The organism is Microbacterium sp. AG238, assembly GCF_003610405.1.
Classification (GTDB): Bacteria; Actinomycetota; Actinomycetes; order Actinomycetales; family Microbacteriaceae; genus Microbacterium.
Genome location: NZ_RAQC01000002.1, coordinates 534193 through 551165, shown reverse-complemented (window position 1 = coordinate 551165; position 16973 = coordinate 534193). Strand labels below are relative to the sequence as shown.

Below are 16973 nucleotides of genomic sequence, written 5' to 3'. Positions count from 1 at the left end.
ATCCACTACGTTGGATGAGCATTTGCTAATAGAGACGCAGGGGGCGTTGTGATCATCACGCGAGACAGAAGCCAGATCGAGAACGGGGTGGTCCAGCTTCGATTCGCCGATGCGGACGACAACGTTCGAGACATCAGCGCACAGGATCTGGCAGAAGTTCTCGAGGGGCTGCTTGAGTTCAGTCGCGAGCTGGCCAAGTCGGGCGAGTTCGGTGATGGCCCCGCTCCGGAGATCCGAATCCGAGTACCAAAGCAAGGATCGTTCGTCCTGGAGGCTCTCGTCTGGCTGGCGGAGAACCCGCTCACCGGGGCCGGCGCGACCGGCGCCGCGATTGCCGGCGGCGCGATGGCAAAGGAGCTGGGCACCGCAGCAGGCAAAGCGATTACCAATGCGATCGGCGTCGGCCTCCGGCGTCTGCGTAGCGAGAAGCCGGAACGTGCGGAAATGCTGCAGAACGGTGAGGTCCTGCTCACTTGGCCGGATCAGACCACCACACAGATCACTACGGCGACGTGGTCGAAGCTCAATGAGATGAAGCGCCCGACGCGAACCGCGTTGCGGAAGCTGATGTCACCGCTGGGGAAGGATGCCGAGAAGCTCGAGGTACGGTCGGCTTCCGTCTCGGAGCCCACGCCGGAGATTCTGAGCGAGCCCGCGGCGGCGACGGCGCGCGCCGGCGACTACCTAGCTGCCAGCACCGAGCCCGTCGAGGCGTTCGAGCGGGAGAGGGTGTTTGAGACAGAGGCCGTACTGCGGAGCATCGACTTCGACAGCCCCGACAAGTGGCGCGTAGAAACGACCAAGGAAGGTACCCGCCAGGCTAGAATCGACGACAGAGAGTTCCTTCTCCGCGTCGATCGTGGCGAAGCTATCCACAAGGGTGACATCTTCTGGCTGAAGATCCTCGAAGTGGTGTCGAAGGAGCCAGGCAAGAACACCAGCAAGGACTGGACCGTTCTCGAGGTCCGGCGGACGAAGCGAGGCGAAAGGGATGCCGACAACTAAGTCGAGACGATTCCCGCAGGTTGATGCAGAACTCGCACGTCGTCTCGCGCTCGTGTTCATCTGCATCGTGTCGATCGTGCTTCTACTGCTCGGCTCGATCCTCGAGGCGACATCGCCGTACCTCGTTCTGGTGCCAACACTTCTGGCAGCCTTCCAGATCTCGCGGATGCGCACGCACTGACGCGGCGCGCGTACGCCTCGGCCCGCTCACCTCAGCGAGCGGGCCGAGGCGTACGTCGTCAAGTCCACCGAAGGCCGCATGACGCAACTCGTGCAATGGCCCTCACTAGCCTCAAAACGGCGAGTAAACGGCGAATGGCCCGGATCCGCGTATGCGCATCCGGGCCATTTCTTACCGCTGATCTGGACTTTTTGGAGCCGACTACGGGACTCGAACCCGTAACCCCCGTATTACAAGTACGGTGCGCTACCAATTGCGCCAAGTCGGCAAGGCGTCCAGTCTACCGACGGACGCGGGCCGCTCAGAAACTCCGGCAGCCTCGAGCGCCGGCCGTCAGGACGCGGGCGCCTCGGTCGGCGTCGGGGTGGGGGTGGGTGCCGACTTGTAGTACGCGTCACTCGCGGTCGTCAGGACAAACTGCGAGAACTCTGCCGGGTCGCTCAGATCGCCGATGTACTGCTTGCCGTTGACGAGCACCATCGGCGTGCCGGTGAGCGAGAGCCCGTTGGTGTCGGGGATGCCGGCCACGGCCCGCTCGGTCGCCGACTTCGCCCACGCGGCGTATGAGCCCGACTCGATGCAGTCGCGGACGACGCGGGTCGAGTCGACCCCGGAGGCCTGCGCCATGTTGGCGAGCTCGGTGTCGGAGTAGCCGTCGGTGTCGACCTCGGGCTGACGCGTGAGGAGTTCGTTGTTGAACGCGAAGAAGGCGTCGGGGGCGTTCGTCGCCACGCAGGCGGCGGCGCTGGCCGCGCGGAGCGAGTACTTCGTGCCGTTCGACTTCGCCGTCAGCATCGCCACCGGGTAGTAGCTGAGGGTGACGGCGCCGTCGTCGACCCAGGAGGTGAGCTGCTGAGCGTTGGCGACCTGCCACTCGCGCGCGCCGGCCGAGAGGTAGTCGACGTAGACGCGGATCTCGACGGGCGGGGTCGCCGTGCTCGTCGGGGCGGGAAGCCCTTCCGCGGGAGTCGCGGCCGCGGCATCCGGGGCGGCCTCTGCCGGCGCAGACGCGTCGGTCTGGGCGGCGATGTCGGTCGAGACCGACGTGTTGACGACATCGGCGACGACGAAGCCGTCGCCCGACGCGGTCGCCGGCTCGAGCTGCGGCTTGCTGCCGGCGCTCGAGACCGTCCAGGTGACGGCGACGGCCGCTGCCGCCACGATCCCGACGGCCAGCACTCCCAGACCCGAGCGACGTGCGATGCGCGCACGCGACTGCCGGCTGTGAACCTGGAGCGCCTTCTCACGCACCGCCTCGCGGCGGTCGGTGACTGCCGGCGTTTCAGGTGCGTCAGGGGTGTCGTCAGAAGACATGGAACCTCGGGGAACAGAGAAAGGATCAGGGCCGAGTTGGCGGCGCTCGCGACGGGCTTCACGAGTGATTCGATGGTAATCAGCCAGCCTGGGAAAGCCCAGAGCACCGGCCCGATCGCGTTGTCTCCGGCACACTCGCGCCCGTGCCATACTGAGATCGCGCCCGATGAAGGGCGTACGGGGGCGACCCCGTTCCATTCACAACGGATCGTCCGGCACGTACCTGCCGGTGAAGGAGAAGAAACGATGGCGACTGTCACTTTCGACAACGCAACCCGTCTGTACCCCGGTGGCACGCGCCCCGCGGTCGACAAGCTCAACCTCGAAGTGGGCGACGGCGAGTTCCTCGTCCTGGTCGGCCCCTCGGGTTGTGGAAAGTCCACCTCGCTGCGCATGCTCGCCGGCCTCGAAGAGGTCAACTCGGGCAGCATCCGCATCGGTGAGCGCGACGTCACCGACGTGCCCCCGAAGGACCGCGACATCGCGATGGTCTTCCAGAACTACGCGCTGTACCCGCACATGACGGTCGCCGAGAACATGGGCTTCGCGCTCAAGATCGCCGGCGTCGGCAAGGAAGAGCGCGCTCAGCGCGTGCTCGAGGCCGCCAAGCTCCTCGACCTCGAGGAGTACCTGACCCGCAAGCCGAAGGCCCTCTCGGGTGGTCAGCGTCAGCGCGTCGCGATGGGTCGCGCCATCGTCCGCAAGCCCCAGGTCTTCCTCATGGACGAGCCGCTGTCGAACCTCGACGCCAAGCTCCGCGTGCAGACGCGCACCCAGATCGCCTCGCTGCAGCGCAGCCTCGGCGTCACCACGGTGTACGTCACCCACGACCAGACCGAGGCCCTCACCATGGGCGACCGCATCGCGGTCCTGAAGGACGGCGTCCTGCAGCAGGTCGGCACCCCGCGCGACCTGTACGAGAAGCCCAACAACGTCTTCGTCGCCGGCTTCATCGGCTCGCCCGCCATGAACCTGTTCTCGGCTTCGCTCGCCGAGGGCGGCGTGCAGTTCGGCACGAAGGTCGCGGCCATCGAGGCCGACACCCTCGGCAAGGCTCACGGTTCGACGGTCACCATCGGCGTCCGCCCCGAGGACATCATCGTCAACCCCGAGGACGGCCAGGGTCTGACCGTCGACGTCGACCTGGTCGAGGAGCTCGGTGCTGACGGTTACCTCTACGGCCACACCGACATCAACGGCAAGCGCACCGACATCGTCGCGCGCGTCGATGGCCGCCGTCACCCGAACGCCGGCGACCGGGTCGTGCTGGCTCCCGTCACCGGACACATCCACGTGTTCGACGGCGAGACCGGTGAGCGTCTGACCGACAAGGCCATCGCTTCGGCCTGATCCGGTATCTTCGTACGCTGCGGCGCGGGTGGCCTCTGGTCGCCCGCGCCGCAGTCTTTGCGCCTCACATCCGATCGGAGACCCCGTGACCGCTTCGCTCTCGATCACCGCCAGCAGTGTCGACCCGGGTCTGCTCGCCCTCCCCTGGTCGACGACCCTCGCCGACTGGTCGACGCCCGACATCGTCTACCTGCCCAAGGGCATCTCGCGCCACCTCGTGCGTTTCGCGAACCTCTCCGGACGAGTCGTGGCGATCAAGGAGACCACGGCGGCGATGGCTCGGCGAGAGTACGAGATGCTCGGTTCGCTGCAACGCCTCGACGTGCCCTGCGTCGAGCGCGTCGCGGTCATCGACGGCCGCCGTGACAAGAACGGCGAAGAGCTGCCTGCGGCGCTCGTGACGGCGCACCTGAAGTTCTCGCTCCCCTACCGGGCCCTGTTCACCCAGGTGCTGCGTCCCGACACCGCGACGCGTCTCGTGGACGCCCTCGCCGTCCTCCTCGTGCGCCTGCACAACGTCGGCTTCTTCTGGGGCGACGTCTCGCTGTCGAACACTCTCTTCCGTCGCGATGCGGGTGCGTTCGCCGCCTACCTCGTCGACGCCGAGACCGGTGAGCTTCACGAGCGCGGCCTCACACGCGGTCAGCGCATGCACGACCTCGACATCGCCCGCACGAACATCGCCGGCGAGATCATGGACCTCGAAGCCGGCGGACGCCTCGAGGGCGGCGTCGACGCGATCGCCGTGGCCGACGGCATCATGTCGTCGTACCACTCGCTGTGGGCGGCGCTCACCGACCAGGAGACGTTCTCGGCGAATGAGTCGTGGCGCATCACCGAGCGCGTTCAGAAGCTCAACTCGCTCGGCTTCGACATCGGCGAGATGTCGATCGACGCCGCAGCCGACGGCACGCGCGTGTCGATCCAGCCGAAGGTCGTCGACGCCGGCCACCACCAGCGGCGTCTGCTCCGACTGACGGGACTGGATGTCGAAGAGAACCAGGCTCGGCGTCTGCTCAACGACCTCGACGAGTTCAGCGCACGCGTGTCACGACTCGGATCGAACGAGGAGATGGTCGCGCATGAGTGGCTGACCCGCGTGTTCGAGCCCGTCGTGCTGTCGGTGCCGTGGGACCTGCGGGCCAAGCTCGAGCCTGCGGAGCTGTTCCATCAGGTGCTCGAGCACCGCTGGTATCTGTCGCAGACCGAGGGCCGCTCGGTGCCGCTGGCCGAGGTCCTGTCGTCGTACGTCGAGAACGTGCTCCGTCACCGCCGCGACGAGGCGACGGTGATGGGTCCGATGACCGAGACGATGTCGGTACCGACCATCACCGACGCGGTCCCGGTCGACGACGACGACACCGAGGTCGACTGGCGCGACCTGGTCTGAACGTCCACCGGCACGGCCCGCGGGTCACGCCCGCGGACCGTGCCGCGCGTCAGTAACCGACGGTGAAGCGCTCGCGGATGTGCTTCGGGTTCTCGATCTCATCGACGACGGCGATGGCGAAGTCGGCGCCCGAGATGAACGAATCGCCGTTCTCGTCGGTCACGAGGACGTCGCCGCCGTCACGGTAGTGTCCGGTGCGCTCACCCGGGTTGAACGAGCCGAAACCACCCGCGGGGTGGATGAAGAACCAATCGCGGCCACTGTCGTCGGCCTGCAGGTCGTCGAGGATGCCGATGGCTTCGAGCGCCTCGTCCTTGAACTCTTCGGGGAAGCCGCTGTCGACCAGACGCGGGCCGCCCGGCGCGACCAGGCTGCCGCCCGCGCCGCCGACGACGCCGAGACGCACGTTCTCGGGCAGGCTCTCGGCCAGTAGCGCCGTGTTGGGGCGCACCTGACCCTGCATGTCACCGCGCGGTGCCACGGCCGAGACCACGACGTCGACCCCTTCCAGCTGCGAAACGAGGGCGGGCACGTCGAGCAGCGTCCCCTCCAGGTAGGTCGCACCCTCGACGCGCTCGGCGGGAACCTTGCGGGCGACGGAGACGACGGTGTGGCCGCGCGAGACGGCCTCCTCGACGATGTGGCTGCCGGCGTATCCGGTGCCTCCGATGACGGCGATGCGTGCCATGACTGTTTCCTCCATTGGGTGTCGAGCGCGGGCACGGGCCCGCGCATGCGGCCGATCAGCGAGCGGGCTGCGTGTGCCAGATGCGGTCGATGTAGTCGCGGATCGAGCGGTCCGACGAGAAGAAGCCCGTTCGGGCGACGTTCAGGATGGCCGATCGGGTCCAGGCGTCGCGGTCGGCGTAGGCGGCATCCACCCGCTCCTGAGCGGCGATGTACGACGTGTAGTCCGCGAGCACCATGAAGCGGTCGTCGTAGAGCAGGTTCGACACGACGGGCTCGAAGGTCGAGCGGTCGCCGTCCGAGAATGCCCCGGAGCCGATGAGGTCGAGCGCGCGACGCAGCTCCTCGTCGGCCTGGGCGAACTCCCCCGGACGGTACCCCGCGGCCCAGAGCTCTTCGACCTCGGGCTCGCTCATGCCGAACAGGAAGAAGTTGTCGTCTCCGACGAGCTCGCGGATCTCGACATTCGCGCCGTCGTCGGTGCCGATGGTGAGCGCCCCGTTCAGGGCGAACTTCATGTTTCCCGTGCCCGAGGCCTCCTTGCCGGCGAGCGAGATCTGCTCCGACAGGTCGGCCGCGGGAATCACCCGTTCGGCGAGGGTGACGTTGTAGTTCGGCGGGAAGACGACCTTGAGCCGCCCCTCGAGACGCGGGTCGTTGTTGACGACCGAGCCCACGGCGTTGATGAGGTGGATGACGCGCTTGGCCATCGCGTACCCCGGGGCCGCCTTGGCCCCGAAGATGAACGTGCGCGGCTGCAGATCGGATGCCGCGACCCGGCCCGACACGACCCGCTCATAGAGCGTGACGATGTGGAGCAGCTTGAGGGTCTGGCGCTTGTACTCGTGCAGCCGCTTGACCATGACGTCGAGCAGGTGATCGTCGGCGATCTGGAATCCGTCGCGCTTCATCAGCACGTCGTTCAGGCGACGCTTGTTCGACGCCTTGACGTCGGCGAACGCGGCACGGAAGTCCGGGTCTTCCGCGTACGACTCGAGCTCGCGGAGCCGCTCCAAGTCCGTGAGCCAGCCCGTGCCGAGGGCTTCGGTGATGAGATCCGACAGCTCGGGGTTCGCCAGACGCATGAAGCGGCGCGGGGTCACCCCGTTCGTCACGTTCGTGAACTTCTCGGGCATCATCTCGTCGAACTGATGCAGCACCTTCTCGCGCAGCAGCTGCGAGTGCAACTCGGCGACGCCGTTGACCTTCGCACCGGCGACCGTGGCGAGGTAGGCCATGCGCACCGCGCGGTGCTCGGACACGATCGACATGTCGCGCAGGCGCTGCTCGTCGTCGCCGAACCGCTCGCGCACACGCAGCAGGAACTCGTCGTTGATGCGGTAGATGATCTCGAGATGCCGCGGCAGCAGCCGTCCCAGCAGATCGACCGACCAGACCTCGAGCGCCTCCGGCAGCAGCGTGTGGCAGGTGTAGGCGAAGCACTTCTGGGTGATCGCCCACGCGGCATCCCAGTCGAGCTTCCGCTCGTCGACGAGAACGCGCATCATCTCGGGGACCGCGATGACGGGGTGCGTGTCGTTGAGCTGGAAGATCACGCGGTCGGGCAGATCCTCGATCACGAAGTCGTCGGGCAGCACCTTCGTCATGTAGTCGGCGATGGATGCCGCGACGAAGAAGTACTGCTGCTGGAGCCGCAGCTCCTTGCCCTGCGGCGTGGAGTCTTCGGGGTAGAGGACCTTCGAGATGTTCTCGGCGAAGGTCTGCGCGCGCACCGCCTCGACGTAGTCGCCGCTGTTGAAGGTGCGGAGATCGAATGCCTTCGTCGCCTCCGCGCTCCACAGGCGGAGGGTGTTCACCCGCCCGTTCTGGTAGCCGGGCACCATGTAGTTGTAGGGCACGGCGCGGACGCTCCAGGCCGGCACCCAGCGGCTGCGGATGACGCCCTCGTCGTCGTAGGTCTCGGTGTGACCGCCGAACGACACGGTCTGCGCCGCCTCCGGGTGGCGGAATTCCCAGGGCGACCCGAGCGCGAGCCAGGCGTCCGGCTTCTCGATCTGCTCGCCGTTGCGGAAGACCTGGCGGAAGATGCCGTACTCGTACCGGATGCCGTAGCCGATGCTCGGAACGCTGAGGGTCGCGAGCGAGTCGACGAAGCACGCGGCGAGCCGCCCCAGGCCACCATTGCCCAGCCCCGGCTCGACCTCGTGCCCGCGCATCGTGTCGATGTCGATCCCGCACGCGGCGAGCGCTTCGGTGGCGATCTCGGTGAGTCCGGCGGCAAGCAGGTTGTTGTCGAGCTGGCGGCCGAGGAGATACTCCGCCGACAGGTAGCACACGGCCTTGCGCTGGTCTTCGCGCTGACGACGCTGGTCCTCGAGCCACCGCGCCACGAGGTAGTCGCGCACGGTCGCGGCCAGCGCCATGTACTTGTCGGTCTCGGTGGCCGACGAGAGCGCGACGCCGCGTTCCATGTTGAGATTCAGCAGGAACTCGCGCACGAAGCCGTCGACCGTCGCCGGAGGCGAGGCCACCGGCGCGAGCGCCAGCGGGTGCGTCGCAACGGCCGTGCGGGAATCGGAGGTCTTGTCGTTCTCGCTCACGGTTCGAAACTACCCGGTCGACCGCGATCGCGTCGGGCCACCGGCCATGAACCGAGCGGAATTTACAGGAAGGTCATCGCCCGGTCACAGCCCGGCGCGACCTGCCGATCACTCCTGGGCCGCGCGGATCGTGGCGACCTGGTAGAGCGCGACGGATGCCGCGATCCCGGCGTTCAGCGACTCTGTCGCCGACGAGATCGGGATCGAGACGACCTGGTCGCACGTCTCGGTCACCAGGCGCGAGAGCCCCTTGCCCTCCGAACCCACGACGATGACCACCGGGCGGTCGGCGAGTTGCAGCGAGGGCAGCTCGACGTCGCCCCCGCCGTCGAGGCCGAGCACGAAGACGCCCTGCTTCTTGAACTCCTTGAGCGTTGTCGTCAGGTTCGGCGCGATCACGACCGGGATACGCGCGGCCGCGCCGGCGCTCGTCTTCCACGCCGCGGAGTTGACGCCGGCCGAGCGACGCTGCGGGACGATGACGCCCTGGCTGCCGAAGGCCGCCGCCGAACGCATAATCGCGCCGAGGTTGCGCGGGTCGGTGACGCCGTCGAGGGCGACGAACAGCGGAGTCTCACCCGAGTCGATGACCTCCTCGAGCAGATCCTGCGGGTGGCCGTATTCGTACGGGGGCACCTTGATCGCCACGCCCTGGTGCACGCCGTCGAAGCCGGCCATACGGTCGAGCTCCTGACGGGTGACCTCGAGCACCGGGATGCCGCGGTTCGTCGCGATCGACAGCATCTCCTTGACGCGGTCGTCCATCTCGACGCGCTGCGCGATGTAGAAGGCCGTCGCGGGGATCTTGGCGCGCAGTGCCTCGAGCACGCTGTTGCGGCCCGTGACGGTCTCGGTGTCGTCACCCGACTTCGACTTCGGCGACCGGTTCGAGCTGCCCTGGCGCTGCTGCGGCTTGCCGCCTGCGGCGACGTAGCGCTCCTGGGCGGCCTTCCGCTTGCCGGCGGGGTGCCAGGCGCGATCCTCCGCCTTCGGAGTCGGGCCGCGCCCCTCGAGCGAGCGGCGGTTCTTCCCACCGGTGCCCTTCGTGGGCCCCTTCTTCTTGCCGCGTCCGGCGGACGGGTTTCCTGGCTTAGCCACGGTTCACACTCCAATGGGTCCCCTCGGGACCGTCTTCGAGGACGATGCCGGCCGCCGCGATCGCGTCGCGGATACGGTCGGCTGTCGCCCAGTCCTTGCTGGCGCGCGCCTCGGCGCGCTGGTCGATCATCGTGCGCACGAGCGCATCGAGGGCGATGGTTCCGGCGTCGTCGCCGTGCGTTCGGTCGGCGGCGTCCAGCCCCAGGACGCGCAGCATCCCCGAGACGGCGGCGACGGCGGCCATGGCCGCCTCGCGGTCGCCCTCATCGAGAGCGGAGTTTCCCGCGCGCACGGTCTCATGGAGCACGGCCAGGGCCTGCGGCACGGCGAGATCGTCGTCCATCGCCGCCGCGAAGGCGGCGGGCAGCTCGCCGGGAGCGACCGACGCATCGGGCACGACGCGGTCGGCGCGTTGCAGGAACGACTGGATGCGCCCGAGGGCAGCCTCCGCTTCGTCGAAGCTCGCGGGCGTCAGGTCGAGGCTGGATCGGTAGTGAGCCGCTCCGAGGGCGTACCGCACCACCTGAGGGTCACGCTCACGCAGCACGTCGTCGGCGAGCAGGAAGTTGCCGAGCGACTTCGACATCTTCTGATCGCCGACGGTCACGAGGCCGTTGTGCACCCAGTACCGGGCGAAGGCGTCGCCCGCTGCGGTCGACTGCGCCAGCTCGTTCTCGTGGTGCGGGAAGCGCAGGTCGAGGCCGCCGCCGTGGATGTCGAACTCGCCGCCGAGGTAGCGCCGGCTCATCGCCGAGCACTCGATGTGCCATCCGGGACGGCCCGTCCCCCAGGGCGAGCTCCAGCCGGCATCCGACGGCTCCTCGGGCTTCGCGGCCTTCCACAGTGCGAAGTCGCGAGGATCCCGCTTGCCCCGCGGATCGGCGTCGGTCGCGGCCTCCATCGCATCGAGCGACTGGCGCGTCAGCGACCCGTACTCGGGCCACGAGCGCACGTCGAAGTACACGTCGCCCGAACCGTCGGGCGCCGCGTAGGCGTGACCGCGTTCGATCAAAGTCTCGATGAGCTCGATCATCTGCGGAACGGACGCCGTCGCGCGCGGCTCGTACGTGGGGGGCAGCACCCCGACAGCCGCGTAAGCACGCGTGAACTCGAGCTCGATCCGATACGCCAGCGCCCACCAGGGCTCCGTGTCCGTCGCGTTCGCGAGGATCTTGTCGTCGATGTCGGTCACGTTGCGCACGAACGTCACACGCCCGTGACGGTGCTCGAGCCAACGGCGCAGGATGTCGAACCCGACGGCTGCCCGCACATGACCGATGTGCGGGCCCGACTGCACCGTCGGACCGCAGACGTAGACCGTGACGTTCGACGGGTCGCGGGGCGCGAAATCACGCAGCGCCTGCGCGCGGGTGTCGTAGAGGCGAACGGTCACTGCACCAGCCTACCGGCGGGGCGCCGCGCCGCCGTGGCATGCGCACGCTCGCCGACACGGTAGAACTGGAGGGTGCTGTCTGTGATCGCCGTCCTCGTCGCGGCGGTGCTGTTCGGCACCACCGGCACCGCGCAGGCACTCGGGCCCGGGGACACGACGCCGCTGGGCGTCGGAGCCGCTCGTCTCATCGTCGGAGGAACGGCCCTCGCGGTCGTCGGCCTGGCGATCGGAGCGCGCCGACAGCGCACGCGCCTCGCGCGTGACGGCATCCGCCCGGCCGGCGGTCCGCGGGCCGTCGCGCTGATGATCGTGACCGGGCTGTGCCTCGCGCTGTATCAACCGCTGTTCTTCCTCGGCACGGCCCGCAACGGTGTCGCCGTGGGAACGGTGATCGCTCTCGGCTCCGCACCCGTGCTCGCCGGCCTGCTGGAGTGGGCGCTCACCCGGCGACGGCCGACCACGTCGTGGATGACCGCGACGGCGCTGGCCACCGCAGGAGTGGCGCTGCTCGCCATCGCGGGAGGCGGCTCGGCAGGAGCCGACGGCCTCGGCGTGATGGGGTCGGTCGGGGCGGGCGCGTCGTTCGCCGTGATCGCGAACGCCCAACGGCGGTTGATCTCCGGAGGCTGGGACGCGTTCACCGTCTCGGGCGCGATGGGCGCCGGAGCGGCGGTCTGCGGCGCCGCGATGGTTCCCTTCACCGACATGGGCTGGCTGACCGACCCGCGGGGCTGGACGATGGCCCTCTGGCTCGGCATCGCGACGGTCGCGCTCGCGTACGCCCTGTTCACGTGGGGACTGGGCGGCTTGAGTGCGGCGACTGCCGCCACCCTCACCCTCGCCGAGCCGCTGACCGCGAGCCTGCTGGGCGTGCTCATGCTCGGCGAACGCCTCGCCCCGTTGGCGCTGGTGGGGCTTGCGGTACTGGCCGCCGGGCTGGTGCTGCTCGCCGTCACCTCGCGGTCTCGCCGAAACCCCGCCCCGACGCCTCTGGAGGCCTGACATGACGCATTCCCTCACGATGGTGCGCGACGACCTGACCGGCGAGGCGACACGGGGTCTCATCGCCGCGCACCTGGCCGGGATGCTCGCCAACACGCCCGTCGAGAGCGTGCACGCACTCGACCTCGGGGAGCTGCAGCATCCGTCGGTCCAGGTGTACTCGGCCTGGATCGGCGATGAGATCGCCGCCGTCGGCGCGTTCAAGACCTTCGACTCCGATCGTGCCGAGCTCAAGTCGATGCGGGTCGCCGATGCGTTCCTGGGGCGCGGGCTGGGGCGCGCGATGCTCGTGCATCTCGGACGCGAGGCACGGCAAGCCGGCATCCGATCGCTCTGGCTCGAGACCGGGGCGGGCCCCGATTTCGTCGCGGCACGGCGTCTGTACGAGAGCGCCGGCTTCTCGTACTGCCCGCCCTTCGGCGACTACTCCCCCGACCCGCTGTCGGTCTTCATGACGCGCGACCTCGCGCCCTCGCCCGGCCCCGCTGCGCTCTGAGCCGCAACGCGGTCGCCGTCGGGCGCAGTTCGAGGCATCAGGCGCAGCTTGAACCGCGCCTCACACGTGAAAGTGCGCCCCACTCGGGCCAGGCCGCCGGCTGAGAGGTCAGCGGATGCGGTGCACGAGCGCGACCGCGGTGGCCGAGACGCCTTCGCCGGCGCCGGTGAACCCGAGGCCGTCAGTCGTCGTCGCGGCGACGGAGACCGGCGCCCCGAGTGCTTGCGTCAGCAGCGCCTCGGCCTCGGCACGGCGCGAGGCGAACCGCGGCCGATTGGCCTGCACCTGCACCGAGACGTTTCCGATCGCGAAGCCGGCCTCGGCGACGAGCTCGCGCACGCGACGGAGGAACACGACCCCCGAGGCACCCGCGTATTCGGGACGATCGACCCCGAAATTCGTGCCGATGTCTCCGAGACCTGCGGCGGCCAGCACCGCGTCGACGATGGCATGAGCGACGGCGTCGCCGTCGGAGTGCCCACGCAGCCCCGGTTCGCCGGGCCATTCCAATCCCGCCAGACGCAGCGCTCCGTCGCCGCCGAACGCGTGGACATCGGTACCGATGCCGACGAGGGGCAGGACGGATGCCGTGTGCGCGGCGGGCCGAAGAAGGTGACGCGCCCGGTCGAGGTCGGCCGGAGTGGTGATCTTGAACGACAGGTCGTCACCGGCCACGGTGTGCACAGAGTGACCGGCGGCGGCGAACAGTGCGGTGTCGTCGGTGTGTTCCTCGGTCGCCCCGGCATACACCGCTTCGAGGAGCGCACGCGGAAAGCCCTGCGGCGTCTGTGCCGCGACGAGCGGGGCGCGATCGACGGCTTCATCGACCACCCGGCCGGTCACGCGTTTGAGCGTGTCGACGACGGGGCGGACGGGCACTACGCCGGCACCGGTCCTCTCGACCTCGGCGATCACCCGTTCGAAGACCTCCGGCGGCGTCAGGGCACGAGCAGCGTCGTGGACGAGCACGATCTCGACGTCAGCCCAGAGCGCGCCCAAGCCTGCGGCGACCGACTGCTGACGTGTGTCGCCACCGACGACGACCGTGACCAGATCGGCGCGTTCACCGAATGCCGCCTCGGCTTCGGTCTGCGCGTCGCCCGCACGCCCGTGCGGCGCGACGATCACGACCTGGGCAGTCGGCGCGGCGACCACCCCCTCGAGAGCGTGCCTCAGGATCGAGTGCTCGTCGATGCCGACGAACGCCTTCGGCGCTCCGGCAGCGAGTCGCGTTCCGGAGCCGGCGGCGACCACGATGACCGCGACGCGCGGAACGGGGATGATGCCCACGGCAGCGGATGCCGACTCGGCCTCAGGAAGCGAGGACCTCGTCGAGGACGCCCGAAGCGTGCTCCTCGTCGGCCTTGAGCGCGAGCGCGATCTCTGACACGAGGATCTGACGCGCCTTCGCGAGCATGCGCTTCTCACCTGCGGACAGACCACGATCCTGGTCGCGACGCCACAGGTCGCGGACGACCTCGCTCACCTTGATGACATCGCCCGAGGCGAGCTTCTCGAGGTTGGCCTTGTACCGGCGCGACCAGTTGGTCGGCTCTTCGGTGAAAGGAGCACGCAGGACGTCGAACACACGCTCGAGCCCGTCCTTGCCGATGACGTCGCGAACGCCGACCAGATCGACGTTGTCAGCCGGGACCTCGATGATGAGGTCTCCCTGGGTGACGTTGAGCTTCAGGTATTTCTTCGTCTCGCCCTTGATGATCCGGTCCTTGACCTCGATGATCGTGGCTGCCCCGTGGTGGGGGTAGACGACGGTTTCGCCAACCTCAAAAAGCATGGAGTTATATCCCTTCGGCAACATCCAGGATAACACAGGGGGCATACAGTAAGGTTTGCCGCCGCTTGTGCCCGGCGGCATCCCGGCGGTGTCGGCGCGCGACCCCCGTCACCGTTTAGACTGCTGAGGTCGCTGTCTGCCTGCCTGGAGGATCCGTGAAACTGCGAATCGTCGCCTCGATTGCCGTGGGCGCCGCCCTGACCCTGGGAGCCACCGGCTGCAGCATGATCTCGCCGCAGGCGACGACCATCGACTTCTCCGCCTCCGACGGCGTGAACATCCCGCCGTCGGGCCCGCTCGACGTGCGCAACGCGATGGTCATCGCCGACGAGTCCGGCACCTCGGGCAACTTCCTCGCCGCCATCGTCAACCCCACCGATGACGACCACACACTCATCTTCGGGTTCGGCGGCGTCACCACGACCCTCGAGGTTCCGGCCCGCGACAGCATCAGCCTCGGTGTCGACGGCAACGAGCCGATCCTGCTCGACGGCATCGACACCCAGCCCGGCGCGACGCTGCCGATGGCGTTCCAGTCGGGCGACGCCGAGGGCGTTCTCATCGACGTCCCGGTCCTCGACGGCACGCTCCCGTACTACACCGAGTACGTCCCGCGCGAGGCGCCGACCCCGTCGGCCACTCCCACGCCGTCGGCCACGCCGACCCCGTGACGACTCGGCGCCTCTGACTTCCCGCTTCCCGCCGGATGTGGGGCGCACGAACTTCGGAGTACGTCGCGGACCTCGGACCGTTGGCGCAGATTCCTCCGAGAGCCGCGTCACCCTCCGAAGTTCGCGCGTCGTCAGCCCTCGAAGCGGTAGCCGAGTCCGCGTACGGTGAGCAGCATCGACGGTCGCCCCGGATCGGTCTCGATGCGCGAGCGGATGCGCTTGATGTGCACGTCGAGCGTCTTCGTGTCGCCGAAGTAGTCGCTCCCCCACACGCGGTCGATCAGCTGGCCACGGGTCATCACACGGCCCGCGTTGCGCATGAGCACCTCGAGCAGCTCGAACTCCTTCAACGGCATATTGATCTCGCCGCCGTCGACGGCCACCGTGTGGCGGTCGAGGTCGATCGTGACCCGGCCGCCGGCGAGGACACGCTCATCCACGTCGACATCGGCTGTCGCGGCCCGGCGCAGCACAGCGCGCATCCGTGCGAGCAGCTCGCGCGACGAGTAGGGCTTCGTGACGTAGTCGTCGGCACCGAGCTCGAGCCCCACCACGATGTCCACCTCGGAGTCCTTGGCGGTGAGCATGATGATGGGCGTCTTCGAGGTGGTCCGGATGATGCGGCAGACCTCGGTTCCCGGCATCCCGGGCAGCATGAGGTCGAGCAGCACGATGTCGGCTCCGCGCGACTGGAACGCCTCGAGCGCGGCGGGCCCGTCCTCGGCGATCTCTACCTCGAAACCCTCCCGCCGCAGCAGATACGCCAGGGGGTCAGCGAGGTCGGGCTCATCCTCCACGAGCAGGACACGGGTCATGATGGGTCTCCCTTGGGTCGGGCGGGCAGCGCCCGGCCGATCTTCTTTCTGGTCTTGCGCGGGGCCGTCGCCGCACCGTCGGGGGCGGCGATCGCGGGCAGGCGGATCGTGAACGTCGAGCCACGACCGGGGCGCGACCACAGCTGGACCTCGCCGCCGTGGCGCTGCACGGCGTGCTTGACGATCGCGAGCCCGAGCCCGGTGCCGCCCGTGCGCCGCGAGCGGGCATAGTCGGCGCGGTAGAAGCGCTCGAAGACACGCTGCTGCTCGCTCTCGGGGATGCCGATGCCGCGATCGGTCACCGCGATCTCGACCGTGTCGTCCGTGCCCCGGATGCCCACGCCGACCTGACTGGCGGGCGGCGAGTACACGATGGCGTTCGCGATGAGGTTGCCGACCGCTTCGCTCAGCACCTGCACGTCGCCGCGCACGTACAGGCCGCGATCGCCGCCCCGCACGAGCGCGACGCCCGCCGACTCGGCAGCGATCGCGTGCGTCTCGATCGCCGACGTCACGACCTCGTCGATGGCGACATCCCGCAGTTCGGTCAGCTCGTCGGAGGACTGCAGCCGCGACAGGCTCATGATGCGCGAGGTGAGGTTCCCGAGCCGCATCGCCTCGGCACTGAGCCGGCTGGCGAACGAGCGCACCTGCTCGGGGTCGTCGGCCGCCGACTCGATCGCCTCGGCGAGCAGGGTGACGGCTCCGACCGGCGTCTTCAGCTCGTGGCTCGTGTTCGCCACGAAGTCGCGTCGCATCTCCGCGAGCCGCTCCCGCTCGGTGATGTCGCGCACGAGCACCAGCGTGAACCGGGGGGTGATGCTGCTCGCGCGCGCGACGATCAGCCGCGGCTCCGCGGGAGCCACCCCGCGACGCAGCTTGAGCGTGCCCGTCTCGGAGTGCGGCACGCCGCGGGAGGACCGCAGCAGCTCGCGCAACTCGTCGCCGGGGACCGTCTCGCCCTCGAAGAGCCCGAACAGCTCGGCGGAGGGAGACGTGGCCACGATGGTGAACGACGCGTCGACGATCAGCGCGGCTTCATCGAGTGCCGCGAGCACGTCGCGCGCGCCCGCCGGGAGATCGCCGTCGGCCTGCTCCTGCGCTTGGGCGCGCGCACGCCAGGCGAGGAAGGCCACAGCGCTGATGAGAAGGCCGACGAACGCGCCCGCGAGAAGGGCGACCAGCGCGAGCTGCGTCGGATTCATTCCTTCAGAT

At 68.8% G+C, this 16973-nt stretch carries 16 protein-coding genes and 1 tRNA gene; 7 read left to right on the top strand and 10 right to left on the bottom strand.

Annotation, left to right across the window (positions count from 1 at the left end; all coding sequences use genetic code 11):
- Window positions 1-48 precede the first annotated feature (48 nt).
- Both DEU36_RS14210 and DEU36_RS16355 read left to right on the top strand, forming a co-directional pair.
- Window positions 49-1005 carry a hypothetical protein gene (locus tag DEU36_RS14210; protein WP_120264966.1) on the top strand — a complete coding sequence of 319 codons (957 nt, stop codon included), beginning with the start codon at window positions 49-51 and terminating at the stop codon, window positions 1003-1005.
- Window positions 1006-1057: 52 nt separating this feature from the next.
- A complete protein-coding gene (locus DEU36_RS16355; RefSeq protein WP_259455387.1) occupies window positions 1058-1186 on the top strand; it encodes a hypothetical protein in 129 nt (42 codons plus the stop codon).
- Window positions 1187-1378: 192 nt separating this feature from the next.
- On the opposite strand, the gene DEU36_RS14205 is transcribed toward DEU36_RS16355, so the two are convergent.
- A tRNA-Thr gene (locus tag DEU36_RS14205) sits at window positions 1379-1454 on the bottom strand.
- Between the two features lie 65 nt (window positions 1455-1519).
- On the bottom strand, window positions 1520-2500 hold the full coding sequence (locus tag DEU36_RS14200; protein ID WP_120264965.1) for a thioredoxin domain-containing protein: 981 nt from the start codon (window positions 2498-2500) through the stop codon (window positions 1520-1522).
- A 246-nt stretch (window positions 2501-2746) separates the two neighbouring features.
- Here DEU36_RS14200 and DEU36_RS14195 point away from each other — a divergent pair, with 246 nt between their 5' ends.
- Window positions 2747-3850 carry an ABC transporter ATP-binding protein gene (locus DEU36_RS14195; RefSeq protein ID WP_120264964.1) on the top strand — a complete coding sequence of 368 codons (1104 nt, stop codon included), beginning with the start codon at window positions 2747-2749 and terminating at the stop codon, window positions 3848-3850.
- Between the two features lie 85 nt (window positions 3851-3935).
- A complete protein-coding gene (locus DEU36_RS14190; RefSeq protein ID WP_120264963.1) occupies window positions 3936-5240 on the top strand; it encodes a DUF4032 domain-containing protein in 1305 nt (434 codons plus the stop codon).
- 49 nt (window positions 5241-5289) lie between these two features.
- On the opposite strand, the gene DEU36_RS14185 is transcribed toward DEU36_RS14190, so the two are convergent.
- The 4 genes from DEU36_RS14185 to cysS form a co-directional block, all read right to left on the bottom strand.
- On the bottom strand, window positions 5290-5928 hold the full coding sequence (locus DEU36_RS14185) for an NAD(P)-dependent oxidoreductase (RefSeq protein ID WP_120264962.1): 639 nt from the start codon (window positions 5926-5928) through the stop codon (window positions 5290-5292).
- Window positions 5929-5983: 55 nt separating this feature from the next.
- On the bottom strand, window positions 5984-8434 hold the full coding sequence (locus DEU36_RS14180) for a glycogen/starch/alpha-glucan phosphorylase (protein ID WP_396652174.1): 2451 nt from the start codon (window positions 8432-8434) through the stop codon (window positions 5984-5986).
- 162 nt (window positions 8435-8596) lie between these two features.
- Window positions 8597-9586 (bottom strand): 23S rRNA (guanosine(2251)-2'-O)-methyltransferase RlmB, encoded by a 990-nt coding sequence (gene rlmB / locus DEU36_RS14175; RefSeq protein WP_120264961.1) that lies wholly within the window; start codon window positions 9584-9586, stop codon window positions 8597-8599.
- Window positions 9579-10979, bottom strand: coding sequence for a cysteine--tRNA ligase (gene cysS / locus DEU36_RS14170; RefSeq protein WP_120264960.1), 1401 nt, complete (start codon window positions 10977-10979; stop codon window positions 9579-9581). The genes rlmB and cysS overlap by 8 nt, the downstream gene beginning before the upstream one ends.
- Window positions 10980-11051: 72 nt before the next feature.
- Here cysS and DEU36_RS14165 point away from each other — a divergent pair, with 72 nt between their 5' ends.
- Both DEU36_RS14165 and DEU36_RS14160 read left to right on the top strand, forming a co-directional pair.
- Window positions 11052-11981: a DMT family transporter gene (locus DEU36_RS14165; RefSeq protein WP_120264959.1), complete on the top strand. Its 930-nt coding sequence runs from the start codon at window positions 11052-11054 to the stop codon at window positions 11979-11981.
- A 1-nt stretch (window position 11982) separates the two neighbouring features.
- Entirely contained in the window at window positions 11983-12477 is a 495-nt protein-coding gene (locus tag DEU36_RS14160; protein WP_120264958.1) for a GNAT family N-acetyltransferase, read from the top strand.
- 108 nt (window positions 12478-12585) lie between these two features.
- Here the strand turns inward: DEU36_RS14160 and ispD are convergent, their stop codons facing one another.
- Together ispD and DEU36_RS14150 are read right to left on the bottom strand one after the other, a co-directional pair.
- A complete protein-coding gene (ispD, locus tag DEU36_RS14155) occupies window positions 12586-13767 on the bottom strand; it encodes a 2-C-methyl-D-erythritol 4-phosphate cytidylyltransferase (protein WP_120264957.1) in 1182 nt (393 codons plus the stop codon).
- A 22-nt stretch (window positions 13768-13789) separates the two neighbouring features.
- On the bottom strand, window positions 13790-14272 hold the full coding sequence (locus tag DEU36_RS14150) for a CarD family transcriptional regulator (protein ID WP_076690104.1): 483 nt from the start codon (window positions 14270-14272) through the stop codon (window positions 13790-13792).
- A gap of 155 nt (window positions 14273-14427) precedes the next feature.
- Here DEU36_RS14150 and DEU36_RS14145 point away from each other — a divergent pair, with 155 nt between their 5' ends.
- Window positions 14428-14943: a DNA modification methylase gene (locus DEU36_RS14145; RefSeq protein ID WP_120264956.1), complete on the top strand. Its 516-nt coding sequence runs from the start codon at window positions 14428-14430 to the stop codon at window positions 14941-14943.
- Window positions 14944-15074: 131 nt separating this feature from the next.
- On the opposite strand, the gene DEU36_RS14140 is transcribed toward DEU36_RS14145, so the two are convergent.
- Both DEU36_RS14140 and DEU36_RS14135 read right to left on the bottom strand, forming a co-directional pair.
- Entirely contained in the window at window positions 15075-15758 is a 684-nt protein-coding gene (locus DEU36_RS14140) for a response regulator transcription factor (RefSeq protein ID WP_120264955.1), read from the bottom strand.
- The gene (locus DEU36_RS14135; RefSeq protein ID WP_120264954.1) at window positions 15755-16963 is read right to left on the bottom strand and encodes a cell wall metabolism sensor histidine kinase WalK; all 1209 of its coding nucleotides are present in this window, start codon (window positions 16961-16963) and stop codon (window positions 15755-15757) included. Before DEU36_RS14135 ends, DEU36_RS14140 begins: the two co-directional genes overlap by 4 nt.
- Window positions 16964-16973: the final 10 nt, after the last annotated feature.